This window comes from Pseudomonas sp. JDS08PS003, assembly GCF_045013505.1.
Lineage (GTDB): Bacteria > Pseudomonadota > Gammaproteobacteria > Pseudomonadales > Pseudomonadaceae > Aquipseudomonas > Aquipseudomonas protegens_B.
In genome coordinates, this window is sequence record NZ_CP120724.1 from 1,660,711 (window position 1) to 1,682,728 (window position 22,018).

General features: G+C 64.2%; 21 protein-coding genes. 19 read left to right on the forward strand and 2 right to left on the reverse strand.

Annotated features, from left to right (window positions below; all coding sequences use genetic code 11):
- Window positions 1-2 precede the first annotated feature (2 nt).
- The 18 genes from P7C00_RS07580 to P7C00_RS07665 all read left to right on the forward strand — a co-directional run bounded on the left by P7C00_RS07580 (window position 3) and on the right by P7C00_RS07665 (window position 19,448).
- Window positions 3-824, forward strand: a complete 822-nt coding sequence (locus tag P7C00_RS07580) for an ABC transporter permease (RefSeq protein ID WP_346634963.1) — start codon at window positions 3-5, stop codon at window positions 822-824.
- Between the two features lie 2 nt (window positions 825-826).
- Entirely contained in the window at window positions 827-1,606 is a 780-nt protein-coding gene (locus tag P7C00_RS07585; protein WP_404938509.1) for an ABC transporter ATP-binding protein, read from the forward strand.
- The gene (locus P7C00_RS07590; protein ID WP_404938511.1) at window positions 1,603-2,808 is read left to right on the forward strand and encodes an acyl-CoA dehydrogenase family protein; all 1,206 of its coding nucleotides are present in this window, start codon (window positions 1,603-1,605) and stop codon (window positions 2,806-2,808) included. Before P7C00_RS07585 ends, P7C00_RS07590 begins: the two co-directional genes overlap by 4 nt.
- Window positions 2,805-3,743: a D-isomer specific 2-hydroxyacid dehydrogenase family protein gene (locus P7C00_RS07595; RefSeq protein ID WP_404938513.1), complete on the forward strand. Its 939-nt coding sequence runs from the start codon at window positions 2,805-2,807 to the stop codon at window positions 3,741-3,743. Before P7C00_RS07590 ends, P7C00_RS07595 begins: the two co-directional genes overlap by 4 nt.
- Before the next feature lie 46 nt (window positions 3,744-3,789).
- On the forward strand, window positions 3,790-4,599 hold the full coding sequence (locus tag P7C00_RS07600; protein ID WP_404938515.1) for a class II aldolase/adducin family protein: 810 nt from the start codon (window positions 3,790-3,792) through the stop codon (window positions 4,597-4,599).
- Window positions 4,600-4,609: 10 nt separating this feature from the next.
- A complete protein-coding gene (locus P7C00_RS07605; RefSeq protein ID WP_404938517.1) occupies window positions 4,610-5,572 on the forward strand; it encodes an ABC transporter substrate-binding protein in 963 nt (320 codons plus the stop codon).
- Between the two features lie 125 nt (window positions 5,573-5,697).
- Window positions 5,698-6,909, forward strand: a complete 1,212-nt coding sequence (locus P7C00_RS07610; RefSeq protein WP_404938519.1) for a dipeptidase — start codon at window positions 5,698-5,700, stop codon at window positions 6,907-6,909.
- A gap of 261 nt (window positions 6,910-7,170) precedes the next feature.
- Window positions 7,171-8,748 carry a flavin monoamine oxidase family protein gene (locus P7C00_RS07615; RefSeq protein WP_404938521.1) on the forward strand — a complete coding sequence of 526 codons (1,578 nt, stop codon included), beginning with the start codon at window positions 7,171-7,173 and terminating at the stop codon, window positions 8,746-8,748.
- Between the two features lie 137 nt (window positions 8,749-8,885).
- Entirely contained in the window at window positions 8,886-9,383 is a 498-nt protein-coding gene (locus P7C00_RS07620) for a RidA family protein (protein WP_404938523.1), read from the forward strand.
- A gap of 25 nt (window positions 9,384-9,408) precedes the next feature.
- Window positions 9,409-11,877 (forward strand): TonB-dependent receptor plug domain-containing protein, encoded by a 2,469-nt coding sequence (locus tag P7C00_RS07625; RefSeq protein ID WP_404938525.1) that lies wholly within the window; start codon window positions 9,409-9,411, stop codon window positions 11,875-11,877.
- Between the two features lie 52 nt (window positions 11,878-11,929).
- A complete protein-coding gene (locus P7C00_RS07630) occupies window positions 11,930-12,880 on the forward strand; it encodes an aliphatic sulfonate ABC transporter substrate-binding protein (RefSeq protein WP_404938527.1) in 951 nt (316 codons plus the stop codon).
- A gap of 291 nt (window positions 12,881-13,171) precedes the next feature.
- Window positions 13,172-13,948, forward strand: a complete 777-nt coding sequence (locus P7C00_RS07635) for a 2OG-Fe(II) oxygenase (protein ID WP_404938529.1) — start codon at window positions 13,172-13,174, stop codon at window positions 13,946-13,948.
- A gap of 4 nt (window positions 13,949-13,952) precedes the next feature.
- Window positions 13,953-14,702, forward strand: coding sequence for a tRNA-dependent cyclodipeptide synthase (locus P7C00_RS07640; RefSeq protein ID WP_123726342.1), 750 nt, complete (start codon window positions 13,953-13,955; stop codon window positions 14,700-14,702).
- Window positions 14,703-14,833: 131 nt separating this feature from the next.
- On the forward strand, window positions 14,834-16,261 hold the full coding sequence (locus P7C00_RS07645) for an MFS transporter (RefSeq protein WP_346634952.1): 1,428 nt from the start codon (window positions 14,834-14,836) through the stop codon (window positions 16,259-16,261).
- The gene (locus tag P7C00_RS07650; RefSeq protein WP_404938532.1) at window positions 16,254-17,606 is read left to right on the forward strand and encodes an LLM class flavin-dependent oxidoreductase; all 1,353 of its coding nucleotides are present in this window, start codon (window positions 16,254-16,256) and stop codon (window positions 17,604-17,606) included. The genes P7C00_RS07645 and P7C00_RS07650 overlap by 8 nt, the downstream gene beginning before the upstream one ends.
- Before the next feature lie 63 nt (window positions 17,607-17,669).
- Entirely contained in the window at window positions 17,670-18,008 is a 339-nt protein-coding gene (locus P7C00_RS07655) for a YegP family protein (protein WP_404938534.1), read from the forward strand.
- 262 nt (window positions 18,009-18,270) lie between these two features.
- Window positions 18,271-18,915 carry a hypothetical protein gene (locus tag P7C00_RS07660; protein WP_346634949.1) on the forward strand — a complete coding sequence of 215 codons (645 nt, stop codon included), beginning with the start codon at window positions 18,271-18,273 and terminating at the stop codon, window positions 18,913-18,915.
- The gene (locus tag P7C00_RS07665; protein WP_404938536.1) at window positions 18,915-19,448 is read left to right on the forward strand and encodes a hypothetical protein; all 534 of its coding nucleotides are present in this window, start codon (window positions 18,915-18,917) and stop codon (window positions 19,446-19,448) included. The genes P7C00_RS07660 and P7C00_RS07665 overlap by 1 nt, the downstream gene beginning before the upstream one ends.
- Before the next feature lie 69 nt (window positions 19,449-19,517).
- Here the strand turns inward: P7C00_RS07665 and P7C00_RS07670 are convergent, their stop codons facing one another.
- A complete protein-coding gene (locus P7C00_RS07670) occupies window positions 19,518-20,405 on the reverse strand; it encodes a dihydrodipicolinate synthase family protein (RefSeq protein ID WP_404938538.1) in 888 nt (295 codons plus the stop codon).
- A 33-nt stretch (window positions 20,406-20,438) separates the two neighbouring features.
- The gene (locus P7C00_RS07675) at window positions 20,439-21,221 is read right to left on the reverse strand and encodes an aldolase (RefSeq protein ID WP_346634946.1); all 783 of its coding nucleotides are present in this window, start codon (window positions 21,219-21,221) and stop codon (window positions 20,439-20,441) included.
- Window positions 21,222-21,382: 161 nt separating this feature from the next.
- Between P7C00_RS07675 and P7C00_RS07680 the strand changes: the two genes are divergently transcribed.
- Window positions 21,383-21,925 (forward strand): helix-turn-helix domain-containing protein, encoded by a 543-nt coding sequence (locus P7C00_RS07680; protein WP_404938540.1) that lies wholly within the window; start codon window positions 21,383-21,385, stop codon window positions 21,923-21,925.
- Window positions 21,926-22,018 lie beyond the last annotated feature (93 nt).

Sequence of the window (22,018 nt, forward strand, 5' to 3'; positions counted from 1 at the left end):
AAATGCCTGCGCAAGCCCCGCTGACCTTGTCCTCCCGCTGGACCGAGCGCCCCGGATTGAAGCTCCTGGGCAACCTGCTGTTACGCCTGATCAGCCCGCTGTTACTCCTGCTGCTCTGGGAACTGGCCTCCCGCACCGGGCTCTTGCCGACACGGATCATCGCCGCCCCCAGCACCATCGGCGACACCCTGTGGCAGATGCTCGGCAGTGGCGAGTTGGGCGGACATCTGTGGGTGTCCCTCAAGCGCGCCCTCAGCGGACTGGCCATCGGTGTCAGCCTGGGCACTGTCCTGGCCCTGCTGGCGGGCCTGTCCCGGCGTGGCGAGATCGCCATCGACTCGCCGATGCAGATGCTGCGCACCCTGCCATTCCTGGCCATAGTGCCGCTGTTCATTCTCTGGTTCGGGGTTGGCGAGACGCCAAAGATCGCCCTCATTGCCCTGGGCACCACCTTTCCCATCTACCTCACCCTGTTCTCCGGTATCCGCAGCCTCGACCCCAAGCTGGTGGAGGCAGCGACGCTGCTGGGCCTCAAGCGCTGGGAGCTGATCGTCCACGTGATCCTGCCCGGTGCGTTGCCGGCCTTTTTCGTCGGCCTGCGCTACGCCTTCGGCATCAGTTGGTTGGGGCTGGTGGTGGTGGAGCAGATCAACGCCAGCGCCGGCATCGGCTATCTGGTCAATGACGCCCGGGATTTCATGCGCACCGACGTGATCGTCATCTGCCTCTTGGTCTACAGCGTATTGGGCCTGGGCATCGACAGCCTGGTGCGCGGCCTTGAACGTTTCGCCCTGGCCTGGCGGCCGACCTTCATCAGGAACTGACCATGACTGTATTACTGCCCCAGCCGGGCCGCGTGCGCGCCGCCGTCGAATGCCGCGGCGTCAGCCGACGCTTTGCCGGGCAAGCGGTCCTGGATGGCCTGGACCTGGAGATCGCCCCGGGGGAGTTCGTCGCCCTGTTGGGCAGCAGCGGTTCGGGCAAGACCACCTTGCTCCGGGCCCTGGCCGGGCTGGAACCGGTAGATGAGGGGCAGTTGCAGGTGCCCACTGCCATGGCCGCAGTCTTCCAGGAACCACGGCTGATGCCCTGGAAGCGCGTATGGCGCAATGTCGCCCTCGGTGTGCGCGGGGCCCAGGTGCGTGAGCGGGCGCTGGCGGCATTGGCCGAAGTAGGGCTGGGTCATCGCCTCGGTGCCTGGCCCGGCACCCTGTCCGGCGGCGAAGCCCAGCGCGTGGCCCTGGCCCGGGCCCTGGTGCGCGAGCCGCAGTTATTGCTGCTGGACGAGCCCTTTGCCGCCCTCGACGCCCTGACCCGAATTCGCATGCATCAGCTGATCATCCGCCTGTGGCGGGTGCATACCCCGGCCGTGTTGCTGGTGACCCACGATGTCGATGAGGCATTGCTGCTGGCCGACCGAGTGCTGGTACTGGCCAACGGGCAGATAGCCGAACAGCTACCGATTCGCCTGCCGCGTCCGCGTCAGGCGTCCACCCCGGGGTTCCAGCAACTGCGTGCGCGGCTGCTGCAACTGCTGGGGGTTGAAACCGAGGCCGAGCCGGCCGTCAGCGTCTCCCACCCCTTGAGCAGGACTGCCAGCCGATGAGCCTTTCCACTGTGCAACCGTCCCCGTCCGTAGCCCGTTCCTCGCTGGATGCGGACTCTGCCGAGTTCGCCGATCTGCTGCAGCAGTTGAGCGAGGAGTTCGCCGCCACTGCGGCCCATTACGATCGTCATAGCGAGTTTCCCCACGCCAACCTGCAGCGCCTACACGAGCATGGCCTGCTGGCCTTGACGGTGCCCCGGGCCCTGGGGGGCAGTGAGGCGACCCTGGCCCAGGCGCGCCGAGTGATCGGCGCCGTGGCCCAGGGTGAGCCCTCCACTGCGCTGGTGCTGGTGATGCAGTATCTGCAGCACACGCGGCTGCAACAGAACAACGCCTGGCCCCTGCATCTGCGTCAGCAAGTGGCCCGTGAAGCGGTACAGGACGGCGCCTTGATCAACGCCCTGCGGGTCGAACCGGACCTGGGCACCCCGGCCCGTGGCGGGTTGCCCGCGACCTTGGCGCGGCGGGTCGAAGGCGGTTGGCGGCTGAGCGGGCGCAAGATCTACTCCACCGGCATTCCCGGGCTGACCTGGCTGGCGGTCTGGGCCCGCAGCGATGATGCCGAGCCGCAGGTGGGCACCTGGCTGGTGCACCGCGACAGCCCCGGCATCAGCGTCGAGGAAACCTGGGACCACCTGGGCATGCGCGCCACCGGCAGTCACGACGTGATCTTCGACGAAGTGTTCGTGCCCCTGGAACAAGCGGTGGACATCCAGCCGGCCAACGTTCCGCGCCCCTCGGAGTTGGACAGCAAGGGTGTGCTCTGGCTGGCGGTGCTGCTGTCGGCGATCTATGACGGCGTGGCCCGGGCCGCCCGCGACTGGCTGCTGAGCTGGCTGGCCCAGCGCACCCCGGCCAACCTTGGCGCGCCACTGTCGAGCCTGCCGCGTTTCCAGGAACTGATCGGGCGCATCGATGCCTTGCTGTTCAACAATCGGGTGCTGCTGGATGCGGCCGCCGAAGGGCGGATCGCCCCGGGGGAGGCGACCCAGATCAAGTACCTGGTGACCAGCAACGCCATCAGCGCCGTGGAGCTGGGCATCGAAGCCATCGGCAACCCCGGGCTGGCCCGGGGCAATCCCATCGAGCGGCATTACCGCGACGTGCTCTGCAGCCGGATTCACACGCCGCAGAACGACGCGATCCTTGGCGCTGTCGGGCGTGCCGCCTTTGCCTTGCCCAGCCGGGGAGCCCAGGTGTGACGCGGATCGCCAGCCAGCTCGACGAGGGCTTCAACCAGCAATTGCGCCAGTGGCTGCCAGGCGTCGAGGTACTGAGCCTGCCCCGCGGGCTGCCCAGCGATCTGCCCGGGGATATCCAGGTGCTGCTGGCGGCGCCCCATGCCGATTTTCGTGATGCTCCAGAGCCGCCTGCGGGTTGGCCCTTCGGCCTGCAGTTTGTGCAACTGGTGACCTCGGGCCTGGACTATTTTCCGCGCTGGCTGTTCGCCCGGTTGCCGGTGGCCAGCGCCCGTGGCAGCACCGCCGAGAGCATCGCCGAGTTTGCCCTGGCGGCGATTTTCGCGGCCGCCAAAGACCTGCCCCAGGTGTGGATCGATGATGCCGAGCACTGGCGGCAACGGCCGCTGGCCTCGGTGGCCGGCAGCACCTTGGGCCTGTTCGGTTTTGGCAGCATCGCTCGGGAGCTGGCGCCCAAGGCCCAGGCCCTGGGCATGCAGGTGCTGGCCCTGCGGCGTTCGCAACGGCCCTTTGATGTGCCCGGAGTCGAGCCTGTGGCCAACCTGCATGAGTTGTTTGCCCGGGCCGACCACCTGCTGCTGGCGGTGCCGCTGACCGAACAGACCCGGCAGGTCATCGACGCCGAGGTACTGGCGGCGGCCAAGCCCGGTCTGCACCTGATCAATATTGCCCGGGGTGCCCTGGTGGATCAGACCGCCCTGTTACGGGCCCTGGACGTGGGGCAGATCGCTCGCGCCAGCCTGGACGTGGCCGATCCCGAGCCGCTGCCCGCAGGCCATCCGTTCTACCGTCATCAACGCATTCGCCTGTCGCCTCACACCTCGGCCAACTCGCCTCGGGTCTACCTGAATATCGCTCGTTTGCTGGAGCGCAACCTCCAGCGCTGGCGTGCGGGGCTGGCCCTGGAAAACCCGGTGGAGATCGAACGTGGCTACTAGCCTCGCCAGCCATTGGCCCCCACAACCCCTCTGAAGGAGAGCCGCCATGACGGCGCATTTTCGTCCCGCGGTGTATGACCTGCCCCGCGACGGCAACACGGTTTTGCGCTGGGAGCATCCGCCCCAGCAAGCCACCGTCGAGCTTGAGCGCCAGCAGCGCAAACAGAGCCTTGCCGCTGCCTTCCGGGTGTTCGCCCGGCTGGGTTTCGACATGGGCGGCGCCGGGCATATCACCGTGCGTGATCCGCAGCGCCCGGACCATTTCTGGGTGAATCCGGTGGGGGTGTATTTCGGCCATATCCGGGTCAGTGACCTGTTGCTGGTCGATCCCCAGGGCGCCATTGTCGAAGGCGAGGGCGCCTTGAACCTGGCGGCCTTCGCCATCCATGCAGCACTCCACGAAGCCCACCCGCAAGTGGTGGCCGCCGCCCATGCCCATTCCCTGTACGGCAAGGCCTGGTCGAGCCTGGGCCGCCTGTTGGACCCGCTGACCCAGGACGCTTGCGCCTTCTATGAACAGCACGGGCTGTTCGACAACTTTTCCGGGGTGGTGCTGGAGGCCAGCGAGGGCGCGCGGATCGCCGCCGCGTTGCAGGGACGCAAGGCGTTGATCCTGCAGAACCACGGGCTGCTCACCGTTGGCGAAACCGTCGAGGCGGCCGTCTGGCGCTTCATTGCCATGGACAACGCCGCCCAGACTCAGCTGTTGGCGGAAGCCGCCGGCACACCCAGGCCCATTCCCCATGATGTGGCGCGCCACACCGCGCGCCAGGTCGGCACCGAGTTTGGTGGCTGGTTCAGCTTCCAGCCTTACCGCGAGCGGATCGTGCGCGAAGAACCGGATTTTCTCGATTAAGGACAAGCTCATGCAGCGTCGTCGATTTCTGCAACTCTCGGCCCTTGCCGGCCTGGCCGGTGCTTTGCCGCGTCTGGGCCTGGGGGCCCCGGCGGACCTGTCCGGGGTCACCCTGAATGTCGCCACCTACAAGGGCGCAGCGCCGAGCTTCTTCCCCGAGGCGGGCATCGAATCGCCGCCCTACAAGGTCAAGTACGCCGAGTTCACCGGCGGTAACCTGAGCTTCGAAGCCCTGGTCAGCGGCACCCTGGATATCTCGCCGATGAGTGAGATCCCGCCGATTTTCGGGATCAAGAACCACGCCCCGGTGAAACTGATCGCGGTGCTGACCGGCGACGTCAACAACCAGGCGTTTATCGTGCCCAAGGGCTCCAGGGTGCAGTCGGTGGCCGAACTCAAGGGCAAGCGCGTTGGCTATATCCGCTCCACCAGTTCCCACTACTTCCTGCTCAAGGCGTTGAAGGAGCAGGGGCTGGGCTTTGCCGACATCGTGCCCATGGCGCTGACTCCGCAAGATGGCTTCGCCGCCTTTCAGAATGGCGCGCTGGATGCCTGGGTCAGCTTCGGCTACTTCATCCAGCTGGCGGAACTGCGGGCCGGGGCCCGGGTACTGAAGACCGGCCAGGGCTACCTGTCCGGCAACTACGTGATTGCCGCCAACCAACAGAGCATTGCCGATCCGCTCAAGCACGCGGCGATCACCGACTACATCCTGCGCGAATACCGTGCCTGGCAATGGATCGCCAGCCATCCCGAGGAATGGGCCACCAAGAGCGCGAAGATCCTCGGCATGCCCCGGGAAGTGTTCCTGGCCCAATACCGTGCCCAGAGCGGCCCACGGCTGTTGCAACCGGTGGACGACGCGGCGGTGAAATCCCAGCAGGACGTGGCCGATCTGTTCTTTGAAGCCGGTGTTCTGCCCCAGCAGCTGGATGTTTCCGGCCTGTGGGACCGCAGCTTCCACTGGAGCTGAGCCTTCACCCCGTAGGAGCCGGCTTGCCGGCGAACAGGTCCTTGAGTCTTGCATCGATCTTGTGGCCGCCTTCGCTGGCAAGCCAGCTCCTGCAGGGCAGCGTTTCTATTGGCCACGGAGGCCTTATGTTCACCCGATCCTTGCTGTTGCTGGCGCTGGTCAGTCCCTGGGCGCTTGCCGCCAGCCCTGCCGCTTCACTGCACCAGCGCCTTACGGTGCTCGACAGCCACCTCGATACCCCCATGCAACTGGCTCGCCCCGGCTGGGACATCACCCAGCGCCATCGTTATCAGGACGACCTGTCCCAGGTGGATCTGCCGCGCATGAAGGAGGGCGGCCTGGATGGCGGTTTCTGGGCCATCTTCACCCCCCAGGGCCCGCTCAATGCCGAAGGCCGGACCCTGGCCAGTGAGCATGGCCTGGCAGTGCTCACGCGGATTCGCGACCTGATCGCCGCCCACCGCGAGGACTTTGCCCTGGCCCTGAGCGCCGCCGATGTGCCGGCGATCATCGCCCGTGGCCAGCGAGTGGTGTTTATCAGCATGGAGAATGCCGAGCCTCTGGCAGCCGATCCCGGGCGTTTGCTCACCTACCATCGCCAGGGCTTGCGCATGCTCGGCCTGGTGCACTCGGCCAATAACGACTTCGCCGACTCGGCCACTGCCCTGCCGCAGTGGCAGGGCCTGAGTCCTGCGGGCCGCGATCTGGTGGCCGCGGCCAATCGCCTGGGCATCCTGCTGGATGTGTCCCACGCCTCGGATCAGGTGTTCGACCAAGTGCTGGCGCTGTCCACGGCGCCGATCATTGCCTCCCACTCCAGCAGCCGGGCCATCACCCACCATCCCCGCAATCTGGATGATCGGCGCCTGCGGCAACTGGCGGCCAAGGGGGGTGTGGTGCAGGTCAACAGCTTTGCCAGTGACCTGATCAACCTCGTGCCCAATCCCGAGCGTGACAAGGCCTTGGGGCCGCTGTACCGCGAGTTTCGCCTGGCCGCCAGCCTGAGCCCCGGGCAGGTGGCGGACCTGGCCGAGCGGATTCGTCAGGTGGAGATGCGCTACCCGCAGCCCAGGGCAACCCTGGACGACTACCTGCAGCACCTGTTGCACATCCTTGAGGTGGTGGGGCCGGACCATGTGGGCATCGGCGCCGACTGGGATGGCGGTGGAGGGGTGCAGGGACTGGAGGATGTGGCGCAGCTGCCGCGAATCACCGAGCGCTTGCTGGCGGCGGGGTACGGCGAAGCGGACCTGGCGAAGATCTGGGGCGGCAATCTGCTGCGAGTCCTCGACGCCGCCCAACGGGTAGGAGCCGGCTTGCCGGCGAATGGACCCTGAGGCTTGCGGGGCGCTGGAGATGGCCTTCGCTGGCAAGCCAGCTCCTACCGGGAGAGGAGGCCTGTTTGGTTTTTTGGGCTATGCGCGGGGCGCAGAATCTTCTGGCTTGAATATGAAACAAAGTAATATTTGCATATGCTTAAAATGTATTTCTCTTATTAAATGAGCGCCCCTAGGATGGCTTCCCATAGACCCAAGTGACTGCATAAGTCCATGGGCTATAACCGAACGCACTATCCATCCGCAGCAGGGAGCGCTGGCATGCCACTGACCAGAAGACAATTGATCGCCCGTATCGCCGCTGTCGGCGGGGTCCAGGCGGCGAGTGCGGTCATGGGCCTGTTCGGCGGTCCGGGCAACGCCGAGGCCTACGAGGAGAACTATGCGTCGCTGCCCACAGCCGCCCTGGGCAAGGGGGCTTCGGTGGTGGTAATCGGCGCCGGAATCGGCGGTCTGGTCAGTGCCTATGAACTGAACAAGGCCGGGTTCAAGGTCACGCTGCTGGAAGCCCGGGACCGGGTCGGCGGGCGCAACTGGACCGTGCGCCGCGGTGATCGGGTGGAATACAGCGACGGCAGTGCGCAAGTCGCCGAGTTCGATGACGGTTTCTATCTCAATGCCGGGGCCGGTCGCTTGCCCAGTCACCATCAACTGATGCTCGGCTACTGCCGCGAGCTGGGGGTCGAACTGGAGGTACTGGTCAACACCAGTCGCAATGCCCTGGTGCGTCCGGACCTGAACCAGCCGGCCCTGCAGATCCGCCAGGCGGTCAATGACAGCCGCGGGCATTTTTCCGAGCTGCTGGCCAAGGCGGTCAATCGGCATGCCCTGGACCAGGAGTTGACGGCGGCCGATCGCAGCAACCTGCTGAGCTTCCTGAAAACCTGGGGCGATCTCTCGGACAAGCTGGAATACCTGGGATCGGCCCGCTCCGGCTACAAGGTCTGGCCCGGTGCCGGTGACCAGCTGGCGCAGAAGAATGATCCGCTGCCATTGCAGACCCTGCTCAACCCGGCGCTGACCACGGCGCTGATGATCGATGAGTACCCGGAATTCTCGCCCACCATGTTCCAGCCCGTGGGCGGCATGGACCGCATTCCCCAGGCCTTTGCCCGACGCTTGCAGGGGCAGTTGCGGCTGCACAGTGAGGTGCGTTCCATCACCAATCACAGTGACAGCGTCGAGGTGGTCTACCTGGACCGGCGCAGCGGTCGCACCCAGAGCCTGAAGGCCGACTACGTGATCAGTTCCTTGCCCTTGCCGCTGTTGGCCAAGGTGCAGAACAACTTCAGTGCCCCGGTACGCCAGGCCATCGCTGCGGTGCAGTTCGGCTACGCCAACAAGGTGGCCTGGCAGTCCCGGCGCTTCTGGGAAAGCCAGTACCAGATCTATGGCGGGCTGTCTTTCATCAATCAGGAAGCGTCCGGGCTGTGGTACCCCAGCGGTGGGTTCAACCAGGCCGAAGGGGTGTTGGTGGCGGCGTACAACAACGGTGAAACCGCGCGCAAGTTCGGTGAGAAAACCCTGGCCCAGCAGATCGAGATCTCCCGTCAGGCGGTGGAACTGCTGCACCCCGGTCACAGCCATGAACTGCGCAATCCTCTGGTGATTGCCTGGAGCAAGATCCCCTACAACTTCGGGCCCTGGATCAGCCATGAAGTGGCCGAACCGGACTACAGCCTGCTCAACCAGCCCCAAGGCCGGGTCTACCTGACCAGCGACGGCCTGGCCCACAGCGGCGTGGGCATCTGGCAGGAAGCCGCCGCCGGTGCAGCGCGGCGCGTGGTGCGCCACCTTTTTGAACGGGCGCAAGGCTCGTCGCTACAGCAAACGGCCTGAAAAAGCCGAGCATTTACCTTGTTCTGCACAAAAAATTACCTGATCGAAATGCAGGCAGTTTTCGTACAGAACAGCAGTAACCCATGCCGGGTAGCGGACCTCCGAGGCTGGCACACACAACCTTGGAGCGTCTTTGCATGTCTGTAAAACATACCGTCGTAGGGCTGGGGCTGTTGCTTGCCGCCAGCAGCAGCTGGGCCGCGGGTATCCAGCGCGTGCCGTCCACCTATCCCAATTCACCGATCCTGCAGTCGGTGACTTTGCCCGCCAACAGCGAGGTGACCTACCTCTCCGGCCTGTTGCCGGACCCGGTGGACCCCAAGGCGCCCAAGGAGCAGATCCATGCCGCCGGCAACACTGAGGCCCAGGCCCGGGTGGTGCTGCGCAAGGTGCAAACCCTACTCGCCAGCCAGGGCTTGACCCTGGGGGATGTGGTGCAACTGCGGATCTACCTGGTGGGCGACCCGGCCCTGGGTGGCAAGCTGGATTTCGATGGCCTGCAAGTGGCTTTTCGCGAGTTCTTCGGCACCGAGAAACAACCGCTGAAACCGGCCCGGACCACGGTGCAAGTGGCAGGGCTGGTGTTGCCCGGGGCCCTGATCGAAGTCGAAACCGTCGCCGCCCGGTCGCGCTGAGCGCCATTCAAAAGGATCTGAAGTCATGGGTATTTCCTTGCATAAAATCGTTCGCGGCGCCGCGCCCCTGAGCCTTGGCCTGTTGAGCCTGACAACCCCTGTGGAGTTGCTGGCCGCTGACGAAACCCTGGGCACGGTGGTGGTCACCGGGGTCCGTGGCAGCCAGCAGCGCACCGTCACCAACAGCCCGGCGCCTATCGATGTGATCGACAGCGAGCAGTTGCGCAGCATCGGTCAGAACGGTCTGAAAGAAATGCTCGGGCGCCTGCTGCCGTCGTTCAACGTGCCCACCATCAACGGCGGCGGTACGGCGTTCCTGGTGCGTGGGGTGAGCATGCGCGGCCTGGGCGGTGATCAGGTGCTGGTGCTGATCAACGGCAAGCGCCGGCACAACTCGGCGCTGATCAACAACGGTGCCCGGGTCGGCAACGCCTCGGTGCCGGTGGACCTGGACCTGATTCCCACGGCCGCCATCGAGCGTATCGAAGTGCTGCGCGACGGCGCCGCAGCGCAATACGGCTCCGACGCCATCGCCGGGGTGATCAATATCATCCTCAAGCGCAATGCCGAAGGCCTGACCGCGGACACCACCCTGGGCCAGTACTACGACGGTGACGGCACCACCGGCCACGAAGCCTTCAACTGGGGCAGCAAGCTGGGGGAGGACGGCGGCTTCGTCAACCTGTCCTGGGACGCCAAGCTCCAGGAGCCTTACGAGCGCTCCAGTGCGGCCAGCGGCCAGCTGTACTTCAATCAGCCCAATGGCTCGCCGGACCCTCGGGAAAGCAATCGTCAGGGCTGGGGCACCGAGTACGGCCTGGGCCGCGACCGCACCACCAGCCTGGCCTACAACGCCGAGCTGCCCCTGGCCGACGACCTCAAGCTGTACTCGTTTTCCACCTTGAGCTACCGCAACAGCAACAAGAACCTGGGGCACCGCAAGCCCACCGATATCACCAGTCTGGCGGGAGTACCCAACGCACCGTATCCCAATGGCGGCCAGGCGCGGCGGGAGATCCGCGAGACCGACTTCCAGATCGCCGGTGGTGCCAAGGGTTTGGCGGGCGGTTGGGACTGGGACCTGTCCAGCACCTACGGCAAGGACCGCGGGGTACTGGATACCGCCAACAACTTGAACATTTCCAACGGCCCTTACGGCCAGCACGACTTCCACCTGGGCAATCTGGTGTTTGACCAGTGGACCAACAACCTGGACTTCTCCCGGGCCCTGGACATCGGCTGGAGCAGCCCGCTGGAAACCTCCTTCGGCGTGGAATACCGCTGGGAGAAATACGCGCTGGAAGAGGGCGAGCCCAACTCCTACAACCAGGGCAGCTACGTCCCGGCCACCGGTCCCTTTGCCGGCGTGGTACCGGACCCGGGGCTGTTCTCGGTCAACGGCACCACGCCGGAAGACGCCTACAGCCTCAAGCGCCACAGCGAAGCCGCCTATGTGGATTTCGGCCTGAACATCACCCCCAACTGGTACGTCGGCGCAGCGGCGCGTTATGAGAAATACAACCTCGGCGTGGGCGATACCACCAGCGGCAAGCTCACCACCCGTTATGAGTTCATACCTGGCTATGCGGTACGGGCGGCGGTGAGCAACGGCTTCCGCGCACCGTCCCTGGCCCAGAGCGTGTTCTCCACCACCAGCACCGTGACCCAGTTCGGCGCCGGCGGCACCACCAGCTCGGTGCGGACCAAACAGATGCGCCCCAACTCGCCGGAAGCCATTGCCCTGGGGGCCAAGGACCTGGAGCCGGAAACCTCGCGCAACTACAGCCTGGGCTTCACCGCCGAACCCACCGAGCGCCTGCGCCTGACCGCCGACTTCTACCTGATCGACATCGACAAGCGCATCCTCCAGACCGGCATCCTCAAGGGCCCGGCGGTGTCGCAGATCCTGGTGGAGAACGGCCTGTCGCCGAACCTCGCCGGGCAGTACTACACCAACGCCGCCGACACCCGGACCAAGGGCGTGGACCTGGTGGCGGACTACAGCCAGTCGTTCGGCGAGTACGGCACGGCCAAGTGGAGCGTTGCCTACAACCACAACAAGACCACCATCCGCGACCTGGCGCAGACCCCGGCGGCCCTGTCGCGCCTGGGGGCCGGCTATGTGCTGTTCGACCGCCAGCAGCAGATCGACCTGACCAAGTCGACGCCCAAGGACAAGTGGATTCTGTCCAGCAACTACAAGGTGGGCGACTGGACCACCAACCTGCAGTTGACCCGCTTTGGCGAGTACACCGAAGGCTCGAACCTTGCGGCCAACGACCGTACCTACAGTGCCAAGTGGATCACCGACCTGGACGTGGCCTACGACGTGACCCAGAACCTCACCGTCGCGGTGGGGGCCAATAACCTGTTTGACGTGTACCCGGACAAGATCGGCCTCAAGGCCTGGGCGGGGACTTATGAATACGGGATGTTCTCGCCTTATGGCCTGGGCGGTGGTTATTACTACAGCCGCGTCAGCTTGGCGTTCTAGGCATGGTCAGCATCGATCTCGTAGGAGCTGGCTTGCCAGCGAAGGCGGCCGCATGACGGGTGCAAGGTTCAGGGGCCAGTCGCGGCTCCTACAAGGGGTGGTGTTGTGTTTGTGGGTGGGCACTGCGCTGGCGCAGCCGGCGTTGCGGGTTTCCAGCCAGAAGCAGTCGCTGAAGATTCTGCTGCAGGCCGCCGGCGAGCTGGAGCAGGTGCCGTATCCCATCGAGTTCGCGTCCTTTGCCGCCGCCGCGCCCACCGCCGAGGCGCTGGCGGCCGGGGCGGTGGACATCGGCAGCCTGGGGGATGCGCCGTTCGTGTTCGCCGCCGCCGCCGGGGCGCCGATCAAGACCGTGGGGGTGATCAAACTCAAGGTCACGCCCACGGCAGTGGCGATTGTGGTCAATAACGACTCGCCGCTGCAGGATGCCGCCAGCCTCAAGGGCCAGCGCATCACCACCACTCGCGGCTCCATCGGCCATTTCCTGGCCCTCGCCGCCCTGCGTTCGGCGGGGCTACACGGCGCGGATGCGCAGTTCATCTTCCTGCAGCCCGCCGAGTCCCGCAGCCTGCTGAGCAATGGTCAGGCCGATGCCTGGTCGACCTGGGACCCCTACACCAGCATGGTGCAGATGGAGGGTGGAACCCGGGTGCTGGTCAGTGGCGAGGGCCTGTTCGCCGGGCACATGTTACTGGTGGCCAATGATCAGGCGATCCATGACAAGCCGGCACAGATTGCCGATTTCCTCCGGCGCCTGGATCGCGCCTATGCCTGGGCCAATCAGCATCAGGCCGAGTTTTCCCGCATCCAGGCCGGCTACAGCGGCCTGCCGGTAGAGGTCCATGAACGCTCCAACCGCTACTCCGTGCCCCGACGCATTGCCGTGGGGCCGTCGGTGGTGGCGGACGTGCAGCACACCGCCGATCTGTATCGCGAGGAAGGCATCATCCGCCAGTCTTTCGATGCCTCGGCTTACATGGACGAACAGTTCAATGAAGTTGAATGAATAGATGGCATTTTTATTAATTAAGCTCGGGAGGAATGAATAAATATCCCTTCAATAATGTCCGCTGTTTAACTTAACTATCAGCAAATTTCATAGTGTCCGCGCAGGCCGTTAAAGTTGTCGGTGATGGCCGCTATTTACCTGATTTTCTATACATTTTTAAGTTTGGATATTAGAGATAAAGGGTATTTCACAAGGCATTGGCAACTGCCTAAAGTGGCCTTGAAATAAATTATTACGTTCTGCCAAAGATGTACTTCGTCGCTACTTCCAGGGAATAAGGGAGCTTGCATGTTCACAGTCACTACTGCCGACAAACTTGAAGCGCGGCATATCCTCGATGTCGTTGAAAAACGTTCTTATGGCGTCCAGCTCAAAGGTTTCTGTCCGCCGGACACCTTGCAGGTGGCGCGGGATCATCTGTACCAGCAGGAGCTGCGCAGCGCCTTCAGCCAGCAGCAGGAATTCGTCCGCGTCGGCAAGGCCTATATCGAGATCCAGGATGAGCAGAGCCGCGCCGAATACCATGCCCTGGCACTGCCCAATATCCGCAAGATCCGCAACCTGTTCCGGCCCCTGGCCTCGCCCATCGACGAGCTGCGCCTGCTGCTGGATGAGGTCTGGCCCCAGGGCGCCCACCTGCTGCAGGTAGGCGGGCAGAAGTGCTTTGTCGGCATCGCCCGCTTCCAGGGCTCGGGGGTCGATCTCACGCCCCATACCGACAAGCTCGAACGCAACGCGCCGCAGGGCCACAGCCCGCCACTGCTGACCCAGCTGTCCACCAACATCTACCTGGAAATCCCCGAGGACGGCGGAGAGTTGGAGATCTGGGGCATCGAGCCGGACGAGGAGGAGTACAACCGCCTGCGCGGCGAACGAGCCTACGGCATCGAGCGCCATCTGCTGCCGCCGCCGGATTTCGTGATCAAGCCCGAGCCGGGCGACCTGATCCTGCTCAACCCGCGGCTGATCCACGCGGTACGCCCCTCGGCCAGCAGCACCCGGGTCACCCTCGGGGTCTTTATCGGTTACTACGGCGAACAACAGCCTTTGGCCTACTGGAGCTGAACTCATGAGCAAGGTGCAGGAAATCAATCTCAAGGCCTACTTCAACAAGGGCGGCGAAGAGCACGAATTCGATGGCAAGCGCGTGGTCCTGGCGGTCAGCGTTGGCCAGGAATATCACGAAGACCAGAAGCTGCGTTCCACCATTCACCTGATCAACCAGTCCGGCTTCAGCCACGTCAAGGTGGTGGTGGCCGACACCCTGCAACGCCACAACAAGCACGGCAAATCTCCGGGGGAGGCGTTGTCGGCGTCGATCCGCGACGGCGATGCCTGGCTGGCGCGCAACCAGGACATCCTCGATGGCCTGCGGGTGCCCTATCACATCACCCGCTGGAACCAGGAACTGGCCAGCGACCGCTATGCCGAGTTGCGTCAGCAACTGGACCGGATCTATCAGCAGCGCGAGGAATTGCGCGAAGCCATCGACAGCACCATCGGCGTGTTCACCGAGCGTTTGCGCCTGCGTGACGAGCACGCGGACATCGAACGCGCGGCGGCCCAGTGCCGCGAATACATCCTGGAAGAGATCCCCATCATCCTGCCGCTGTGGGCCGATGAGGGTTATCACTACGTGCTCTACCCGCAGCAGATGACCACGGCCATGGCCACCAGTCGCGAGCTGTTGATCGAACCCCACAGTCCGGATCGGGTGCGCTGGCTGCCCCTGAAGTTCAAGAAGCGCGGGATTCCGATTCCGTTCACCTTGCCTGGGGCCATTCACCCGAACTGGACCAGTGGCGCGATCGCCATCTGATCCGCCGCGATCAATGTAGGAGCTGGCTTGCCAGCGAAGACGTCCTTGCGGGCGGTGCAGGGCTCAAGGGCCTGTTCGCCGGCAAGCGGGCTCCTGCAGAGCGGTTTTTTTATGACTGACAAGGAGTTTCCATGGGCGTTTTTGCGCAACAGCAACGCAAATGGTGGGCATTGCTCGGAGTGAGCATTGCCAGTTTTCTCGGCTGTGTGGATTTCACCATCGTCAACACGGCGCTGCCGGCATTGCAGACCGATCTGGGGACCTCGGTGGACAGTCTGCAGTGGGTCATCAATGGCTTCATCCTGGCGCTGTCGAGTTTCATGGTGCTGGTGGGGCGCCTGGCCGACTTGCATGGACGCAAGCGGGTGCTGTTCATCGGCTTGACGGTGTTCGGTCTGGCGTCGCTGGCGGCTGGGCTGGCGACGCAGATCGACACCCTGATCGCTGCCCGGGTGATCCAGGGGCTGGCCTGCGCCGTGCTCTACACCGCGTCGGGGGCCATTGTCTCCAGCACCTTCGACAGCGCCGAACAGGGCAAGGCCTTCGGCGTGCTGTTCGGCGTCAATGGCGTGGGGCTGGCAATCGGGCCGGTACTGGGGGGGCTGATCACCAGTGGCTTTGGCTGGCAGTGGATTTTCCTGATCAACGTGCCCTTCGTGCTGCTGAGCCTGGGCATCTGCAGTTTCAGCGTGAAGGAGTCCCGCTCGGCAGAGGCCGGTGCACGACTGGATGTATGGGGCGCGTTGCTGTTGCTGATCGGCTTGCCGAGCCTGGTGCTGGTGATCGTTCAGGGTGGAACCTGGGGCTGGGGCTCGCACCTGACTCTGGGTCTGATCGCCCTGGCGACCCTGGCCCTGGTGGCCTTCCTGGCGGTGGAGAAACGGGTTGCGGCGCCGATCATCGATCTCAAGCTGTTCGCCAACCGACGCTTTGTCGCCGGGGTCGCGGCAAGTTTCGGTCTGGCGCTGTTCTACTGCGTGGCGTTTTTCGTCATGCCGCTGTATCTGGCGCAGATCCGTGGTGAGTCGGTGCAGGCCAGCGGCTTGCTGTTATTGCCCACCACCTTGGGGGTGGCGCTGCTGTCGCCGCTGGTGGGACGGCTGGTGGACCGCAAGGGCCCGGCGCTGCTGATCAAGACCGGGCTGCTGCTGTTCGTGCTGTCGGCGCTGTTGCAGGCCGGGTTCGACCGCCAGACGTCGCTGGCGTATCTGCTCGGCGCCTTCGTCATCATGGGCCTGGGTTGGGCCAGTATTCTCGGGCCGTCGACGGTGCTGGGGATTTCCTCGGTGCCTCAGGAAGTGGGCTCGGTGGCCATGGGTTCGCTGATGACCCTGCACAACGTCGGCGGTGGCGTGGGGCTGGCGGTGGGGGTGGGCTTGTTCCACTACTTTTCCGCGACGCCGCTGGACGATGCCCAGGGCGCCTTTCTCAACGGTTATCGCGGGGTGATGGGGTTTCTGGCCGTGGCGACGCTGTTGGTCTGGGCCACGGTGAGCCTGTTGCTGCGTACCGCCCCGGCTACCCTGGCGGCGGCCGAGGAGGGCGCCGGTCATGGCTGAGCGCAGCGGGCAGATGGGGCTGGGGGCCTTTCTCTCCGGCTCCGGCGCCCACGGCGGCAGTTGGCGCCATCCCCGGGCGGATGCCGATGCCTCGTTGAATTTCCAGCGCTACCGACACTACGCCCAGACCCTGGAGCGCGGCTGTTTCGACGCGCTGTTTCTCAACGACAACGTGGCTGTGGGGGATCTCGATCCCCGGGTGCTGGCCCGCAGTTCCTACAGCTTGCGCTGGGACCCCTTGACCCTGCTGCCGGCGCTGGCCGTGGTGACCCGGCATATCGGCCTGATCGCTACCGCCAGCACCACCTACAACGAGCCCTACAACCTGGCGCGCAAGTTCGCGTCCCTGGACCACCTGAGTGAGGGGCGTGCCGGTTGGAACCTGGTGACGGGGTTGATCGGCGCAGAGAACTTCAATTACCCCGAACCCCCCAGCCATGCCGAACGTTACGCCCGGGCCGAGGAGTTTTTCACGGTGGTCAGCGGCCTGTGGGACAGCTGGGCCGATGACGCCTTCCCCCGGGACAAGGCCAGCGGCCAGTGGTTGCAGCCGCACAGGATGCACTTGCTGGAGCATCGTGGCCGGCACTTCCAGGTACAGGGCCCGTTGAATGCGCCGCGTCCGCTGCAGGGCTGGCCGGTGATCGCCCAGGCCGGGTCTTCGGGCCCGGGCTGCGAGCTGGCGGCCCGCTGTGCCGAGCTGGTGTTCACCGCCCAGAGCGACCTGCAACAGGCCAAGGATTTCTACGTCGGGCTCAAGGAACGACTTCCCCATTACGGTCGCCATGCCCGGCAGTTGAAGATCTTCCCGGGGATTGCGCCGACGGTCGGCCGGACCCTCAGCGAGGCCGAGGAGAAGTATCAGCAATTGCAGGAGCTGCAGGACCCGCAGGCCCAGCTCAGGGCGCTGTCCTACTTGCTGGACCTGGGCATCGACCTGTCGACACTGCCCCTGGATGCCCCAGTGCCGCTGTTGGCAGACGCGGCGCCCACCGAGCGGCACAAGAGCCGTCGGCAACTGGTGGTGGAACTGGTCCGCCGGGAGCGGCCAACGCTGGCGCAGCTGCTGCGCAGCCTGTCCGCCAGCGGGCACAAGGTACTGGTGGGGACGCCAGGGCAGATCGTTGATGAACTGGCGACCTGGTACGAGGAGTACGCCGCCGATGGCTTCAATGTGCTGTTTACCCATTTGCCGGGAGCCATCGAGGATTTCGTGCAATTGATCACCCCTGAGCTGCAACGCCGGGGCCTGTTTCGCCAGCGCTACACGGGGCACACCCTGCGCGAACACCTGGGGCTTGCGCGAGTGGAAAACCGATTTTTCAGTCAACGGGGCAATGGCTGAATCGCTTAAAGAGTCTTTACTCTCAAGGCGCAACGCCCATCGATCAACGCAAGGAGCCACAGCATGTCCGGATGGTATGAGTTGAAGAAAAGCAGCAACGGTCAGTTTCGTTTCGTGCTCAAGGCGGCCAACGCCGAGACCATTCTCACCAGCGAGCAATACACCACTCGCGCCGCCGCGGAGAACGGCATTGCCTCGGTGCAGACCAACAGTCCCCTGGAGGAGCGCTACGAGCGCAAGAGCGCCAAGGACGGCAAACCCTATTTCACGCTGAAGGCGGCCAATCACCAGATCATCGGCAGCAGTGAAACCTATTCATCGGAGGCGGCCCGGGACAAGGGCATCGCCAGCGTCAAGGCCAACGGTCCGAGCCACAACATCAAGGACCTGACTGGCGTTTAAACCCGGTTCGGCAAAGCCCCGGCCGCTTGGCCTGATCAGGGGCAAGGCCGCATGGCTGCGCCGCCATCTGCCCGGCTGAAACTCGTCGCCCGCGATGGCGGCGAGCTTTGGTTCGAGCTCCTGGCGGACGCCAGCCGCTTGGCGACTGAATTCTGGCGAAATGCCATCACTTGCATTATCCTCCGCGCCCGTCACCGGGCGGTCGGCATGCCTGGCGCACTGGTTGACGTTATCGATCATTGTCCAAGGGATTTGCGACCTCATGATTCGCCCTCTCGTATTACTCGCCGCGCTGCTGGCGCTGAGCGGTTGCTACAGCCTGTCTTCCACGAAAATCGCCGAGAGCATGCGCCCCGATTCGCAGTCGGGGGTGGCCTATGTGGTGGGCGTGGTCGGCATCTGGCCGAAGGCGGTGCACACCGCCAACGAACAGATGCTGCTGATTCGCCCACGGGGCGGTGAGGGGTTCGCCTCGGCGCGCTTGTACAACCAGGTCTACGGTCGCACCCCGCGCGATGTGCGCGAGACCTGGCACGGTATCGGCAGCCTGTTCGTGATGCCGCTCAAACCCGGGCGCTACGAGATCTACAACCTGCACTTCGACCGCGGCAACGCCACTTCCTGGAGCCGCGAAGACTTCTCCATCCCCTTGGAACTGGAAGCCGGCAAGGCCTATTACGTCGGTGATTTCCGCGCCGGCTGCCTGTCGGCGGCGGGGGCCAAGTGCGTGTTTCTGCACAGTGACCACCTGGAGCGCGACGCCGCTCTGGTGCGCGCCAAGTACCCGCAGGTGCCGAGCCTGCAACGGGTCGATCTGCAGAAGATGGAAGACGTCACGTCGCTGATCGTCAAGGAGCAGGGGCCCAAGGCGTCAATGCTCAAGGCCATGCTGTCGGGGGATCTGTAATGCGCAGTGGTTGGTGGTTGTTGATGGTGTTGATGCTGGGGCTTGGCGGTTGCCAGACCAGCCATAGTCTCAAGCCGGCCGAGGTGGATTATCAGCAGAGGTTGCCGGCCATCAGCGTCAGTGTGATCGGGCCCATTCCCGGCGGCCTGATCCGTGACGAACTGCGTCGTCGCGGCACCTTCGAGCAGGTGCAGTCGGGGTTCAGTACCGATGGCTACAACGTGATAGTGATGGCGAACAGTGATTACTTTGGCTGGCAGAACATTCCCATGGGGCTGCTCAGCGCGATGACCTTTTTTATCGTGCCGGCCCGGGCCACCTGGGACAGTCAGGTGATGTTCCATGTCAGCCGTGGTGACCAGCCGCTGGCCAAGTATCGGGTCAGTAATCAGACCCGGTCCTGGCGCGGCTGGGCCAATCTCGATGGCGGCCAATACCAGCATGTGCAGCGCATCACCGACGACTTCATCGCGCAGATGCTGCAGGACCCGCTGTTCAAGGCCAAGGCCCCGGTGGCGCTGAGCAGCCACTGAGCGACCGTTGAACGTGGCCCATGCCAAAGCCCGGACGGTGTCAGCCGTCCGGGCTTTTTTGTCAGGGATTCAACCCAGGGTATGCAGCAGCGTCTGCAACTGTTGGCGACCGCCCGGGTTCAGGGCAAACACCGGCCGGCGTGGCTCGCCGGCGTTCAGTCCGGCCAGTTCCAGTCCGGCCTTGACCGTGGCCGGCAAGCCGCCCTTGAGGATGAAGTCCAGCAGCGGCAACTGACGGTAGAACAGTTCCCGGGCCCGTTGCAGGTCATGGTTCAGCACGGCCTGGTACAGATCGAGATTGAGCTGGGGGATCAGGTTCGCCGCCGCCGTGCACCAGCCGCGGGCACCGGCAGCGAAGGCTTCCAGGGCCAGGGGGTTGCAGCCGTTGTAGAACGGCACCTGGCCTTCGCCCAGCAGTTGCAGCTTGTGCATGCGCTGGATGTCGCCGGTGCTTTCCTTGACCAGGGTGACGTTCTCCACGGCGTGGAAAATCTTCAGGATCAGCTCCACCGACATGTCGGTGCCGCTGGTGGCCGGGTTGTTGTAGAGCATGATCGGCACGCCGATGCTGGCGCCTATGGCCTGGTAGTGGGCGAGGATCTCGGCTTCGCTGAGCTTCCAGTAGGAGGCCGGCAGTACCATCACCACGTCGGCGCCCTGGGCTTCGGCAAAACGCGCGCGGCGGATGGCCTTGGCGGTGGTCAGGTCGGAAACGCTGACGATGGTCGGCACGCGTTTGGCCACGTGGCGGATGCTGAACTCGGCGACCTGATCCCATTCCGCATCGCTGAGGTAGGCACCTTCACCGGTGCTGCCCAGGGGGGCGATGGCGTGGACGCCGGCGTCGATCATGCGGTCGATGGAGTGCCCGAGGGCGTCCAGGTCCAGGCCCTCGCCGTGGGGGCCGAAGGGGGTGACGGTGTAGCCGATGATGCCGTGGATATCGGGTGTAGACATGGTGCAACTCCTAGCAAGGCATAAGGGTGTGGATCAGTTCAGGCAGTCGGCGTGTTTTTTCAGGTTTTGCCGAGCGTAGTAGTTGAAGGCGGCGCCATGGCGCTTGGGCTTGGAGATCCAGTCGTGGGCTTCACGACCCAGCTCAGGGAGGATCGGCTTGATGGTGCCGGCGGCCATCGCCAGCAGTTGCAGCTTGGCTGCGCGCTCGATCAGTTGGGCGATGACACAGGCTTCCTCGATGCTGGCCCCGGTGGACAGCTGACCGTGGTGGGAAAGCAGGATCGCGCGCTTGTCTCCCAGGGCTGCGGAGATGATTTCGCCTTCTTCGTTGCCCACTGGCACCCCGGGCCAGGGTTCGAGAAAGGCACAGTCCTCATACAGCGGGCAGAGGTCCATGTGCGATACCTCGAGGGGCACTTCCAGCATCGACAGCGCGGCAACGTGGGTCGGATGGGTGTGGATGATGCAGTTCACGTCCGGGCGGGCGCGGTACACCCAGCTGTGGAAGCGGTTGGCCGGGTTGGGCATGCCGTGGCCTTCCAGGACTTCCAGGTCTTCGTTGACCAGCAGCAGGTTGCTGGCGCTGATTTCATCGAAACCCAGGCCCAATTGCTGGGTGTAGTAGGTGCCTGGCTGCGGACCGCGGGCGGTGATCTGCCCGGCGAGGCCCGAGTCGTGACCGTTCTCGAACAGAATGCGGCAGGTCAGGGCCAGCTTTTGCCGGTCGGTCCACGTATTATCCGCCAGTGTATTTTGCATCTGGGTCAGGGCTTGCTTGATCAGTTGGTCCTTGGGCAATGCTAATGTCTTGGCCATATCGGGGTCCTTGGTGAGGGTGCAATGGACGTCGGGTCTGCACTTCACCTGCTACTTGCAAGGTCGTTGGGTGAATGCTGATGACACTAAAGAGGCTATATGACACTTTGTGTCATTGGCAAGCGCCAATCGTTGTTTTCTAGATGGATTAATCGCTCCACATGTCTATCCGTTTGAAATTATTGAGAAAAAAACTTGGCGTGACCCTGGAGGCCCTGGCTGAAAAATCCGGGATGACCAAGAGCTACCTGTCGAAAGTCGAGCGCGGGTTGAACACGCCGTCGATTGCAGCCGCCTTGAGGCTGGCCAAGGCGCTGAACGTCAAGGTCGAGGAGCTGTTCGCCGAGGACAGCATCAGCCTGGACAGCTACAGCCTGGTGCGCAGCGACGAGCGCCAGTCATTGGCAGCCAACGGGCAGACGCCGGGATATGCGGTGCTGGCCCATCAGGTCAGTGAACGCAATCTGCTGCCGTTCATCATCTACCCGGCCAAAGAGTTCAGTGACAAGACCTTCAAGGAACACCTGGGGGAGGAGTTCCTGTTTGTTCATGAAGGCCAGGTGGAAGTGGACTTCATGAACGAGCGGGTGATTCTCAACCGTGGCGACGCGCTGCACTTCAATGCCCAAAAGCCCCATCGCATCCGCTCCCTGGGGGACGAGCAGGCGCAGTTGCTGGTGGTGGTGCACAGCAGCGAGGACTGAGGGCGCTCATCCGCCAGGAGCCAGCCGGGCGGTGGAGCCTTGTGTTGCTTCTGCGGCCGCCTTCGCTGGCAAGCCAGCTCCTTGCGCCAGTCG